The following is a 14,360-nucleotide window of genomic DNA, read 5'->3' as shown; positions in this document are numbered from 1 at the left end:
ATAAACCAGAGAATGGATGAATCACAAACATATTCCCCTTTTCGTTCCGTACTGCTCAGAGAGTGGTGGCGAATGACTTCACGGCGCCTTTATTTTGGTGTCTGCATTGTCTTGCCATTGTTCACCCTTTTCTTTATGGCTACGATCTTTGGTAACGGACAGATGGAAAACATTCCTATTGGTATTGTCGATCAGGATAATACTGCTACTTCCCGGACGATAGTCAGGAATATTTCTGCCGTACCAACTTTTAAAGTGACAAAGCATTTTGTAAATGAAGCAGCTGCCCGTGAATCTGTGCAAAAGAAAGAGATTTATGGATATCTTTCCATACCTCCCCAATTTGAACAGAATGCGATTACCGGAAAGAATGCAACACTCTCCTACTATTATCATTATGCATTAATGTCGGTAGGTGGTGAGTTGATGGCGGCATTCGAAACTTCCTTAGCTCCGGTGGCTCTTTCTCCTGTGGTGATGCAAGCGATGGCACTCGGAGTAGAACAGGATCAGATTACCACCTTTTTATTACCCGTACAAGCTAATAACCATCCGATATATAACCCTAGTCTGGATTATTCGGTATATTTAAGTCAGCCCTTTTTCTTTGTGCTGTTTCAGGTTTTGATTCTGTTGATTACCGTGTATGCGGTTGGCATTGAAATCAAGTTCCGCACAGCAGATGATTGGCTGGCGACTGCAAAAGGCAATATAGTGACAGCTGTTTTAGGTAAATTATTACCTTATACCATTATATATATACTGATAGGATGGTTGGCTAATTACGTCATGTTTGGTATTTTGCATATTCCTTTTCAGGGGAGTTGGTGGTTAATGAATATCATGACTGTGCTTTTCATCATTGCAACACAGGCTTTAGGGCTGTTTTTATTCTCGCTGTTTCCGGCAATATCGTTGGTTATAAGTGTAGTTTCTATGGTAGGTTCTCTGGGGGCTACTTTGTCCGGAGTAACCTTTCCGGTTCCCAATATGTATCCGTTGGTGAGGGATGCTTCCAATTTGTTCCCTGTCCGTCATTTTACGGAAATGATGCAAACCATGCTCTATGGAGGCGGTGGGTTTATCCATCTTTGGCCGTCGGCTGTGATACTCTGTATCTTCCCGTTGCTGGCCCTGTCGCTGCTTCCTCATTTAAAACGAGCTATAGAAAGTCATAAGTATGAAAACATTAAGTAAGTTACAACAGTTGTCATTCATCATTCGTCGTGAATTTCTAGCTATCAGTACCAGTTATGCGGTTTTACTGGTGTTGATGGGAGGAATCTTCGTTTACGGGTTGCTCTACAATTATATGTATGCACCGAATATTGTAACCGATGTACCTGTTGCCGTAGTCGACAATTCGCACAGTGAATTGAGCCGTGATTTTATCCGTTGGCTGGATGCTACTCCCCAAGCAGAGATTTTTAGTCAGGCTATGGACTATCACGAAGCAAAAGAATGGATGAAAGAAGGCAAAGTACAGGGAATACTCTACCTGCCTCATGATTTTGAGGAACGGGTGTTCCGGGGAGATGAAGCCGTATTTTCCCTTTATGCAACTACTGATGCCTTCTTGTATTTCGAAGCTTTGCAAGGTGCTTCTTCACGTGTCATGCTGGCTATTAATGATAAATACCGGCCAGATGAAGCAGTGTTTCTTCCACCACAAGGATTGCTCGCCGTAGCTATGGCGAAACCGATCAATGTGGAAGGCACTGCACTCTACAATTATACCGAAGGATATGGTTCCTATCTTATTCCGGCAGTCATGATGATTATAATTTTCCAGACCTTGCTGATGGTTATTGGTATGGTGACCGGAGAAGAATACAGTAGTAAAGGAATCCGTGCATATACTCCTTTGGGGTATGGCTGGGGAGTTGCTATTCGTATAGTGGCAGGAAAAACGTCCGTATACTGTACTCTTTATGCCATCTTTGCCTTTTTTCTATTAGGCTTGCTCCCTCACTTTTTCAGCATCCCCAATATTGGAAACGGATTGTACATCGTACTATTATTGATTCCATATTTGATGGCAACTTCTTTCTTGGGATTGGCTGCATCCAGGTATTTTACGGATTCTGAAGCTCCCCTACTCATGATCGCCTTCTTCTCCGTAGGATTAATCTTTCTTTCCGGCGTTTCCTATCCAATGGAACTAATGCCCTGGTATTGGAAAGTAGTCCATTACATTTTCCCAGCTGCACCAGGCACACTCGCTTTTGTGAAACTGAATTCTATGGGAGCCAGTATGGCTGATATCAGACCGGAATATATAACTCTCTGGATACAGGCACTTATTTATTTTACAATAAGTATATGGGTCTATAAGAAGAAACTGGAATCAAATCTGATTAGTTAAATTAACAAAAACAAAACATGCGCTAATTATAACATATAGCAAAAGAACACTTTCAGATAAATCAACTTCGCAAAGTAAATAATCAACTTTGGAAATAAAAATGTTTCTAAATAGATGTTTTCTTGTAGAATCTCTCCTATTTCTTTGCATTTGTCATTGTTTTTGTCTAGTTTCGTTAACTGTTATGTTTATATGATCGTTAGAAGTAGTTTAAAAAACAACTATTTATATGAAATACATTGTATATATTCTTCTCTTTTTTCCTGTTTGGGTTACAGCACAAACATACAAATATATAGGAATAGAAGATGGCTTGAGCAATCGCCGGATATTCAATATTCAGAAAGATGCTCAGGGCTATATGTGGTTTCTTACAAATGAAGGGATGGACCGATACAACGGTAAAGATATAAAACACTATAAATTAAATAAAGAAGGCACTATTTTGGATGCTCCCATACGTTTGGGATGGTTATATACAGAACCACATATCGGTATATGGGTGGTTGGCAAACAAGGACGAGTCTTTCAATACGAAGCCGACAGAGACGATTTCAAAATGGTATATAAATTACCGGATACCTCTGAAGCAATAAGTTGTGGTTATCTGGATCGCAATGATAATATCTGGATATGTCGTAAAGATACTGTATTGCTGTATAATATTAAAGATGCTCATATAGTTCGATTTCCCAATGTATTGCATAGTAGTATTACGGCAATAGAACAAGTAGATGAGCACCATTTCTTTATAGCAACGGAGACGGGCGTACGATATGTCAAACTGGAGAATGGTATTTTAGAGACCATGCCTGTTGAAACACTGGACTATTTTCATGCACAGGTGAGTGAACTGTATTTTCATCGGCAATTAAAAAGATTGTTCATTGGTTCATTTGAAAGAGGAGTTTTTGTGTACGATATGAATACACAGGAAATTATACGTCCGGACGCTGATCTTAGTGATGTAAACATAGCTCGTATCAGCCCATTGAATGAAACAGAGTTACTGATTGCAACGGAAGGAATGGGGGTGTATAAAGTTAACGTAAATACCTGTGAACTGGAAGATTACATTATTGCTAATTATCAGAGTTATAATGAAATGAATGGAAATAATATCAATGATGTTTTTGTAGATGAAGAAAAGCGGATATGGCTTGCTAATTATCCAACAGGAATTACAGTGATTGATAATCGCTATGAAAATTATCATTGGATGAAACATGCTATGGGTAATGCACAGTCATTAATCAATGATCAGGTACAAGCGGTTATCGAAGATCATGAAGGTGATCTGTGGTTTGGAACTAGTAATGGTATTAGTCTTTATAATTCAAAAACAGGTCAGTGGCATTCATTTCTAAGCTCTTTTAATCATCAACTAAAGGACAAGAATCATATATTTATTACTTTATGTGAAGTGGCTCCTGGCATTATATGGGCAGGAGGATATACTTCCGGCATTTATAAAATAAATAAAGAAACGCTATCAGTTGAATACTTCTCTCCTTACCTTCTTTCTCACGTCAATATGCGTCCGGATAAATATATTCGTGATATAGTTAAAGATTCAAGAGGACATATCTGGTCGGGAGGCTATTATAATCTAAAATGTTTTGATTTGGAGACTAACAGTGCACGTCTATATCCGGGACTGAATTCCATAACATCAATTGTTGAAAAAGACAAAGATAATATGTGGATCGGAACTGCTGCTGGCTTGTATTTATTGAATCGAAATACTGGTGAATATCAGTATATTGAAATGGAGATAGGAATCACTTATATTAATACGCTTTATCAGGCAGATAATGGGTTGTTATATATCGGGACAAATGGTATGGGAGTATTTATCTATAATCCTCAAGATAAGACTTTCGAACATTATTTTTCTGATAATTCTGCTTTAGTTTCAAATAGAATATTTACAATATTGCCGGAAGTAGATGGACGTATAATGATGAGTACAGAGAACGGAATAACCTGTTTTCATACTAAAGAAAAGATATTTCGTAATTGGACTAGAGGAGAAGGCTTGTTGCCTGCATACTTTAACGCAGCGGCAGGAACGGTGCGTAAAAATAAAAACTTTGTATTCGGTAGTACGGATGGAGCAATTGAACTTCCGATGAATGTGAAATTCCCGGATTATAAGTTCTCCAGATTGGTATTTAGCGACTTTCATCTGTCTTATCAACCTGTTTATCCGGGTGTCAAGGATTCTCCTTTACAGAAAAGTATCGATGAGACAGATGTATTAGAGCTGGCTTATGATGAGAATACGTTTTCATTTGAAGTTTCTACAATCAATTATGATTCTCCCGGAAATGCACTATATTCGTGGAAATTAGAAGGCTTTTATGAGAAATGGACTCAACCGGGAGCAAATAATTTGATTCGTTTTACCAATTTGCCTCCAGGTAGATATATTCTTCATGTACGTGCTATATCCAGAGAAGAACATGACATTGTTTTTCAGGAACGTGCTATGAAAATTATCATCACGCAACCTTTTTGGTCGAGTTGGTGGGCTATCTTGTGTTATATTCTGTTGGTAATAGGGGGATTTTATTTTGTTCTACGTGTGATAAATCTAAGAAAACAAAAGAATATATCTGATGAAAAAACGCAGTTCTTCATCAATACGGCCCATGATATACGTACTCCATTAACTTTAATAAAAGCACCTTTGGAGGAATTATTGGAAGAAGAGACGCTTACCGACAATGGAATAACTCGTACGAACATTGCATTGAGGAATGTGGAAGTTCTTTTACGCCTGGTCAGCAATCTGATTAATTTTGAGCGAACGGATGTATATTCCTCTAAAATGAGTGTTTCCGAGTATGAGTTGAATACCTATATGAATGAAATATATAATTCATTCTCTTCTTATGCTGCCATTAGGCGTATTGAATATACATACGAGAGTACTTTCAGCTATATGAATGTATCGTTTGATAAGGAGAAGATGGATTCTATTTTGAAGAATATAATATCGAACTCGCTAAAATATACTCCGGAAAATGGAAAGGTCAGCATTTCCGTGTCCGATACGAATGATTCATGGAAAGTGATAATCAAGGATACAGGTATAGGTATTCCTGCCAGTGAACAAAGTAAGTTGTTCAAGCTTCATTTCCGTGCCAGCAATGCTATTAACTCTAAAGTGACGGGTAGTGGTATCGGATTAATGTTGGTAGGAAAACTGGTGAGCCTTCATGGAGGTAAAATTAGTGTAGATAGTGTCGAACATCAAGGTACGACAATCAAAATTGTTTTTCCGAAAAAGAATAAGACTTCTCAAAGTATCAGTGACGAAGCATCTTCTAAATTTGAGGCGTTGGCTCCTGTACTGCCCGCTCCGAATGTACCGGCAAAGACAACCGCTACGATAGATGATCCAAATTTACGACGGATTCTTGTTGTAGAAGACAATGATGAGCTACGCTCCTATCTGGTCAGTTCATTGTCTTCTATATATAATGTACAAGCTTGCGCTAACGGAAAGGAAGCATTGATTATTATCAAAGAATATTGGCCGGAACTGGTTCTTTCTGATATCATGATGCCAGAGATGCGGGGAGATGAATTGTGTGTGGCTATCAAAAGTGATATTGAAATTTCACATATTCCTGTGTTGTTGCTCACTGCTTTGGGAGAAGAAAATAATATTCTGGATGGACTGTCGATTGGTGCGGACGAATATCTCATCAAACCTTTCAGCGTGAAAATATTACGGGCGAATATCGCTAATCTGTTGGCAAACCGGGAACTGTTGCGCATGAGATATGCCAATCTGGATATAGAAGCGAAATCAATGGTTCCATCTGCAAACGGTACTAACAGCCTCGATTGGAAGTTTATATCAAATGTAAAGAAAATCGTGGATGAGAATATAAACAACCCTGAATTTTCCGTTAATGTGCTCTGTGAATCAAGTGGCATGAGCCGTACCAGTTTCTATTGTAAATTGAAAGCATTGACGGGACAGTCTCCGACAGAGTTTATTCGGGGATGCGTTTGAAACGTGCTACCGAGTTATTGAAAGAGGGTGAATATGCTATTAATGAGATTTCAGACATGGTTGGATTCTCTGAAACTAAATATTTTCGGGAAGTATTCAAAAAATACTATAAGATGAGTCCGAGCAGGTATGCTAAAGAAGGAGGCAATCCCTCTGCTGAACTGGAAGATGACGAAGAAGATTGATAAATAAAAAGCGAATAGATACGTTGTATTTAAAAAAGTTCTCCTCTGTTATGGGTATCTATAACAGAGGAGAACTTTCTTTTTCAAGGCTTATAACTCTTTTCAGGGAAAAGCGGTTATTGATAAGGAAGTTATTTGCGAATCAAATATCTAATGAATAAATAACCTCCGAATACTTGCAGGCACATTCCGGGAATTCCAATGCGGAAATCCTGAATGGCATTGTAGAAATTTCCTATATACATCCACTCTCCCAATGTCCCTACAACTTGATAGGTAAGTACTACGCCAACCAATACCGGGATGGAGATACGTCCGAAACGTTGTGCGGCCCAACCGGCAGCAATGGCGAGCAATACGGACTTTAATAAAATAGCAGGCAGCACCACCGGCATCGGCATACCAAAAAGTGAGGAGTTGATAATAGGGGAAAGAACAGCAGTCAGCAGACCGACTTTCCATCCGTACTTATAAGCTCCGATCAGTGTGAAGAAATAGATAGGCAGCCAGGTTATTCCTCCTTGCGGTATGAGATGAAAAAATTGGGGAAAAAGGATGTTGCCAACGATGAATAACGAGGCTGCCAGATAAGTTCTCACATTGCCGTAATTCAGCGAATAGAGTTTTACAGTAGTTGATTCCATATCATTTTATTATTTAAAAGTTCAAATTAATACCACCCATAAACGTAGCTTTGGGCATGGGATAACCTGCATTTATTTCATAACGCTGTGCCAGCAGGTTCTCTCCTTTTATGAAGAGGTTAGCGAAACGGCAGACACGATAATTCCCACGAAAATTCCATAAAACAAAATGATCCTGTTGCTCGCTACCCTTTACAACAGAAGTATAAAGTCCTTTCACATATTGTACTCCAGTCGATATACTCCAACGTCCGGAAGTATAGTCCGCCCCTGCATACAATTTATGTTCGGGGGCAGCAAGAACGGGATTCTCCATGTGCAACCAGCTATAATTGGCGTTCACATTCCAATGTGAATTGATGTGGTAGCCTATATTCGTTTCAACTCCCCAATTCTCTATCTCTCCGGAATTGATATTCAATGGAGGAAAGAGTCCGTTTGACATAATCAGATTGTCGCCATTGATATAGTAAAGGCTGATTCCATAGGACAATACCCCTTCCAGCAGACGTTGTGAATAGGAAAGTTCATAGTTGATTAGTTTTTCCGGTTTCAATTCCGGGTTGGCAGGAGGAAACATATACATCTCACGAATGGTTGGATTACGGTATCCTTTGCTGACCATTGCTTTAAGTTCTGCATTCTTGGGTAAATGAAAAGCCAGTCCGCCTTGTGGAATCCATTCTGTACCTACGTGTGAATGGTGGTCTACACGAATACCTGCGTCCAGTGAGAACCAACTGCTGATATCCTGACGGAAATCAACGTATCCGGCAAACTCATCCATTTGCTTGTCTACTCCCGGAGTATGTTCACCCGTAGCCAGTACTTTGTTCCATGATTCACCTCCGAAGTGTTGATAATCAAATCCTACGGTCAAACGATTACCGGTAAAGAAAGTGGCACTCTGATACCATGATACACCCAGCATTTTGTCTTTAGAGTTGAAATGTGATTTTTGCGGTTCTTTTCCTATCTGATAGCCATCATTGATTTTATGTCGTCCCCAGTTATAGAAAAAGCTCAAACCTCCTGAAGTCTTTTCATAATGATTTTCCAAAGCGAACGATGTCATTCCACGAGTGATACGAGAATCGTTGTCAATCAGTGGTACTTGGATAGTCCCCGGATTGGAAGCATTAAAATGGGTTACATTCACATCTCCCCATACTTTCCAGAAAGAACTGATATCATAACCTAACTTTGCGTATCCACCATATTGCTCGAATCCCATATCGGGACGATGTCCATCTGTACGATTATATGATCCGGTTACGACGCTACTGAAACGTCCCTTCTTGACACGGTTGGAAAATTCAGTCTGCAACGTGTTATATGAACCGTACCCAACTTGCATATTCGTCTTCACACCTTCTTCCTGTTGCCGACGGGTAACAATATTAATCACACCACCCATGGCATTCGAACCATAAAGTACAGATGCAGGACCACGTAAAACTTCCACTTTCTCTGCCATCATAGATTGATAAGCATCCGCTATCGGATGTCCCATCAACCCCATGTACTGGGGATGACCGTCAATCAGTACCAATAATCCCGCTGTCGGACTACCACCGATACCACGCAAGCTCATGCCACCTGCAGCTCCGGTAGATACGCCATATCCCATGATGCCACGACTGGTAGTGAATAATCCCGGTACCTGCTCCGTTAACAACGGCAAAAGAGAAGGCTCATATCTTTTCTCAATTTGTTGCCTGCCGACTACGGAAATGGTCATCGGAAGATGACGCACATCGGTTTCATTACGTGTTCCGGTGACTACGACTTCATCAATCATATAATTTCTTCCGGCCTGTATGCTATCCTTTTTAGTCTGTGCCATTCCCGAGATGGAAAGCAAGCTACCGAACAGGAATAAACAAGCTGTATTTCTTTTCATACTTTATTTCGTGTTTCAAGTTTCTTCTTTTTACTTCTTATTTCTGATCTTTTCCAGAAAATCGCGGATCAGTGGTAATATTTCTTCTGCTGATTCCACTTCGCTGCACATTGTCTCTACAGGACATCCTCCTGTATGGTTACGGTTCCAGATAAAAGGTACTTTCTCTGTAAAACCAACTTTTATATCTGATTTCTGAAGCAACTCCAGAGCTTTGGTACTGATAATATCAGTATATAACTCTTTGATACCTCCCAGAATCATCAGGGCGGCAGCTCCCTTTCCAACCACCTTATCAGCAATCGAGGCTCCTTTAAGAAACTCCGGTTCCTGGGTCAGTAAATCATAGATATCAGCCACACCGCGTTGAGTGAAAGTACGGATTTCTCCTTTGTTGGCAATAGTACAGGAATATCCTCCCGTATGTAGTAAATTGATTAATTCTTCCATCTTTTCTTTTATAAAGTACCTTGTTTCAATTGTTCTACGAATTGATCTATCCGATGCAGCTCTTTCGGAATATCAATGTTCTGCGGACAGTGTGCCACACACTGGTTACAACCGATGCAATGGCTTGCCTGACGAAGTTTGGGCACGCTACGGTCATATCCGACTAGAAAAGCACGCCGGGCTTTCGCATAATTCTCATCCTGCCCGTTCCTGGGGACATTCCCTTCATTGACACAACGGTTGTAATGTAACAACACAGCAGGTATATCCAACCCATACGGACATGGCATACAATATTTGCAGTCGTTGCAAGGGATCGTTGGATATTTCAACATTAATTGTGCCGTTTCTTCGAGAAACTCTTTTTCTTCATCTGTCAACGGTTCCAAAGGAGAATAAGTGCGGAGATTATCTTGCAGATGTTCCATATAAGTCATACCACTTAACACAGTCAGAATGTCCGGAAATGAACCGGCAAAACGGAAAGCCCAGGAAGCGACACTACTTTCCGGACGGCGTTGTTTGAGCCGTGCCACCAGGTTGTCATTCAATTTAGACAAACGACCTCCTAAAAGCGGTTCCATGATGATAGATGGAATTCCTCGTTTATGCAATTCTCCATACAGATATTCAGCATCCGTATTCCGGGTATTGGTTTCTTTGGCATGTTTCCAGTCTACATAGTTCAATTGTATCTGTACGAAGTCCCACTTGAATTCATCGTGCCGTGAAAGCAGATAGTCATACACTTCGATATCCCCGTGATAGGAGAATCCCAAATTGCGGATACGTCCTGCCTCCCGTTCTTTCACTAGAAAGTCAAGCATTCCGTTATCCAGGTAGCGTCCTTTAAGGGCTTCCATTCCTCCCATGCCGATGCCGTGAAGCAGCATATAATCAATGTAATCTACCTGCAGGTCTGCAAACGATTTGTGGTACATCTTGAGCGATGCTTCACGAGACCATGTATCGGGAGAGAAATTGGATAACTTGGTGGCGATATAATATTTGTCACGGGGATGACGGCTCAATGCAATACCCGTTGCCTTTTCGGAAAAGCCCTGTACGTATGCCGGAGATGTATCGAAATAGTTTACTCCGTGAGCGATTGCATAATCAATCAGTCCATTCACGGCATCCTGGTCGATTACTTCACCATTACCGTTGGGAACAGGTTTGAGAGGCCAACGCATACAACCATATCCCAAGAGTGAAACACGGTCACCGGTAGTCGGAGACGTGCGGTAAGTCATTTTATCGGTAGGCACCTCTCCTTCTCCTGTTGCGCTGCTTGAAGAGGAAGTACCTTTTGAAGAGCATCCGTATAATAGCCCTGTCGACGTGGCTGCACTAATACCTACAATCTTAATGAAATCTCTTCTATTTATATCTTTCTTATTTTTATCTTCCATAATCTTATACTGATTTAGATCAAATAATTCTATGCATCTGATGTCCTGTCACATAAATAGCGCTGAAAGGACGGGACGGACAAAGGTTCTCACACGCCCCACAACCGATACATTTTTCTACATTTACTACCGGAATCTTTGGAGAATCTGTTTTTTCAGGATCGGAAGCTACCATCTGTATGGCACCTGTCGGACAATGGCGGGCACAGTTGCCACATTCCATTCCATCTGTCAAAGGTACACAGTTCTCTTTAATCCATACGGCATGCCCGATCTGAATAGCTGATTTCTCGGCAAGACTGGTGAGATGAATAGCACCGGCAGGACAAACTTCCGAACATTTAGTACATTCGGGACGGCAATACCCACGTTCGTATGACATTTCCGGTTGCATCAATGTCAATAGGTTGTCCGATGGGCGCAATACCTGGTTGGGACAAACAGAGACACATAATTGGCAGGCTGTGCAATGTTGAGTGAAATTGCGTGCGCTTAAAGCACCGGGAGGATAGATAGGATTTTCTCTTTGGGGAATCTTTTTATCTTCGATAGTAGCCAATCCTCCGTCTACTTTTTTCTCTTGTGCTTTCAGTACAGAAGTTGTTGCAAAAATGGCCGATGCTGAAAGGAAGCTACGACGGGCATTGTCTACCTGTTCAGTAGTGACAGACTTTGCTTTCGTATCTTCGCTCGTAGCTGTTTCGTTCTTAGGTTTCCGTCTTGTGTATGTAATGGCTCCATGCTTACACTTTCCGATGCAATCCATACAAGTCACACAACGGCTATAATCTATTTCATGAGCTTTCGGATTAATACACGATGCTTTGCAATTGCGGGCACACAAACCGCAACTATTGCATTTGGAAGTATCAATTACCGGTTTGAATATCGCATATTTGGATATAAACCCTAATACAGTACCTACGGGGCAGATCGTATTACAATAGGTTCGTCCGTTGCGCCACGCCAGAATGAAAAGAACAACAAGGGTAACAATGGCAATCAGCATCGTCGAAAGACTCTTTATCCATACATCTACCTCATAAAAAGCATAACTATCCACTCGTTCGGCGAAGTACGCCAACAGGTTGTTTCCCCATTGCCAGACCGGTGCAAAAAGACTGGAAGCTATCCGGCCATAAGCACTATACGGTGCCAGCAAGATAGCCAAAGAGTTCAATCCTGCAACCATCATAATAATGAATACTCCTAAAACGCCATACCGCAACCATTTCATTGCTGGTGAATAACGGAACCGGTTTTTCTTTTGTTTGCCGGATACCCACGAAACAATGTCCTGAAACACTCCCAACGGACAAATAACAGAGCAGTAGATACGTCCGAACAGGAATGTAAGTACAACTAAAAACAATACGACACCTATGTTCAAGGCTAATAAAGCCGGCAGAAATTGAATTTTCGCCAACCATCCGAACCATGTGTGCAATGTACCCGTGAAGTCGAGAAAGAGCAGGGTAATAAGTGTAAAGCACACAATGGCGGTTGTAAGTCTGATAGTACGTAGCATAAACTAATTAATTTTCAATTTATAGTAGTTATATCTAAATGTCTAAAACTGTCAGGATTGAACCATCTATATTTCAACTTTGCAAAGTTAATCAGGGAAATTTGTTTTTCAACTATACAAATTACAGAATGTTTTACCAATTTCACTGATAACAGACGGGAAAACCTTTAGCCGATTGGGTAAAACACTATTTTTCTAATGCCACGACCTCTCCAATCTCCGGAATCAATACATTCAGAGAATCTTTATTCTTCATCTCTTCTGCATTTTTGAGAGGTTCATCCCAACGATGTTTGGCCAACGCATATTTAGAATGATGTACGGTCAGAACTCTTTTCGCTTTTAAATCTCTGGCCGTCTGTGCCATATATTGGGGCATCAGATGAATTAAGCTCCACTCTTCGTTGTATTGCCCGTTTTCAAGAATTGCGAGGTCGATGCCGGGGAACCGGTTGCCTATTTCTGCATAATGCGTATCATATCCTCCGTCTCCGCCAATGTATATCTTTTGTGAAGGAGCTTCTAGCAGGAAAGAAGCCCAAAGTGACTGGTTGGCAGTAAGTCTGCGACCGGAGAAATGACGGGCAGGCAAACAATGTATCATAAAGCCCGGAGCGAGGTTTGCGTCTTCATTCCAGTCAAGTTCTATCAGACGCTCTTTATCAAATCCCCAATATTCGAAATGTTCGCCAACACCCAACGGACAAATCACTGCTCCAATCCGGTCTTTTAATTTTTTGACTGTGTTGTAATCCAAATGATCCCAATGATCGTGACTAATCACGAGATAATCAATGTCCGGCATATCATCCGGTGTATAAAGTTCCGTACCTTTGAATGGCTTGTTGACAAAAGATACGGGAGAAGCCATACAAAATACCGGGTCAACCAATATTCGCTTTCCTCCCGTTTGAATCAGGTAAGATGAATGTCCGAACCATACCAATATTTCTTCATTACGGCCAATCTTGCGTAAATCTGTTTTTATTGCTTTGACAGCCTGTTCGGGGCGCAAACCGTCTATCTTTCTGAAAATGAACTCCCAGATTCCGCTAAAACGTCCCCTGTCGGAAGTCATCAATAGAGTTTCATGCTGATTTTTAAATTCTCCGTTTCTGTAATTAGGAGATTTCATGACTCTTTCCAGCCGTTCCCCACGGGGAGTTCTGCCGAAACTGGCTTGATTGATAAAAACAATGACTGACACCGCCAGCAATGCTATTACAGCTAATATACATCCTACAATCATACGTGCTTTGAATTTCTTGAATATGATACGCATATAATTCATAACTAAATTATTTCACGCAGCAAATATACAGGTATTCAGAGAGCTTGTTAGTATATATATTACAGATTGTTATACCATAATTACTGAAAGCAGTTGCCTGTTGGGTGTCAGTCTATTGTGTGAACAAACCCTTTTCTTGTTCAGTTATTTAGAAATAAATTTTGTAGCTGATGTTCGGAATCAGACCCGCTCCGTCTTTTTCTTCTACTACACTCGTTCTTTCATTGTATTGATAGAAATGCATTCCGGTGCGCATACCCACATTCAGTATTTTCAGAGAAAACTCGTGGGATACTCTTTTCTTATTGATCCGGAAGCTGATCGAAACATCACCGTTTATAGATGGATTGAATCGTTTAGTATATGCTTTGCTCTCGTCAAAAACGATGTCTTTTTCTTCCTGACTTTTTTCTTCATCCACAGGTGTATAGCGTCCTCCTCCCTGAAAGAACAGACGGCCGTTTACACTTAATACATTCTGTTTGAGTCTGCCAACCATCCATTCTTTTCCGGCGAGCAGGTTCACTAAAAAACTTTTATCCAGTCTCGTAT

General features: G+C 40.7%; 8 protein-coding genes and 2 pseudogenes. 3 read left to right on the top strand and 7 right to left on the bottom strand.

What is annotated here, in order from left to right:
- The first annotated feature begins 12 nt into the window (after positions 1-12).
- The 3 genes and pseudogenes from KQP79_RS20150 (at position 13) to KQP79_RS20140 (ending at position 6,580) form a co-directional block, all read left to right on the top strand.
- Entirely contained in the window at positions 13-1,197 is a 1,185-nt protein-coding gene (locus tag KQP79_RS20150) for an ABC transporter permease (RefSeq protein ID WP_004312435.1), read from the top strand.
- A complete protein-coding gene (locus KQP79_RS20145; protein WP_004296002.1) occupies positions 1,181-2,365 on the top strand; it encodes an ABC transporter permease in 1,185 nt (394 codons plus the stop codon). Before KQP79_RS20150 ends, KQP79_RS20145 begins: the two co-directional genes overlap by 17 nt.
- A gap of 229 nt (positions 2,366-2,594) precedes the next feature.
- Positions 2,595-6,580 (top strand): annotated as a pseudogene (locus KQP79_RS20140) (two-component regulator propeller domain-containing protein).
- A 131-nt stretch (positions 6,581-6,711) separates the two neighbouring features.
- On the opposite strand, the gene KQP79_RS20135 reads toward KQP79_RS20140, so the two are convergent.
- The 7 genes and pseudogenes from KQP79_RS20135 to KQP79_RS20105 all read right to left on the bottom strand — a co-directional run.
- Positions 6,712-7,224 (bottom strand): hypothetical protein, encoded by a 513-nt coding sequence (locus tag KQP79_RS20135; protein ID WP_004296005.1) that lies wholly within the window; start codon positions 7,222-7,224, stop codon positions 6,712-6,714.
- Between the two features lie 13 nt (positions 7,225-7,237).
- The gene (locus KQP79_RS20130) at positions 7,238-9,127 is read right to left on the bottom strand and encodes a TonB-dependent receptor (protein WP_061448356.1); all 1,890 of its coding nucleotides are present in this window, start codon (positions 9,125-9,127) and stop codon (positions 7,238-7,240) included.
- 30 nt (positions 9,128-9,157) lie between these two features.
- A complete protein-coding gene (locus KQP79_RS20125; protein ID WP_004306090.1) occupies positions 9,158-9,577 on the bottom strand; it encodes a DUF1893 domain-containing protein in 420 nt (139 codons plus the stop codon).
- A gap of 8 nt (positions 9,578-9,585) precedes the next feature.
- Positions 9,586-10,989, bottom strand: coding sequence for an aldo/keto reductase (locus tag KQP79_RS20120; protein ID WP_008775686.1), 1,404 nt, complete (start codon positions 10,987-10,989; stop codon positions 9,586-9,588).
- Positions 10,990-11,008: 19 nt separating this feature from the next.
- Entirely contained in the window at positions 11,009-12,517 is a 1,509-nt protein-coding gene (locus tag KQP79_RS20115; protein WP_022198943.1) for a 4Fe-4S binding protein, read from the bottom strand.
- A gap of 187 nt (positions 12,518-12,704) precedes the next feature.
- Entirely contained in the window at positions 12,705-13,808 is a 1,104-nt protein-coding gene (locus KQP79_RS20110; RefSeq protein ID WP_004318262.1) for an MBL fold metallo-hydrolase, read from the bottom strand.
- Positions 13,809-13,956: 148 nt separating this feature from the next.
- A pseudogene (locus tag KQP79_RS20105) lies at positions 13,957-14,360 on the bottom strand (prevent-host-death protein); the annotation flags it as partial.

Origin of the sequence: Bacteroides sp. DH3716P (assembly GCF_025914115.1) — a bacterium.
Taxonomy (GTDB): domain Bacteria; phylum Bacteroidota; class Bacteroidia; order Bacteroidales; family Bacteroidaceae; genus Bacteroides; species Bacteroides ovatus.
The sequence above is the reverse complement of the archived record's forward strand: the minus strand, read 5'-3'. Positions and strand labels throughout refer to the sequence as shown.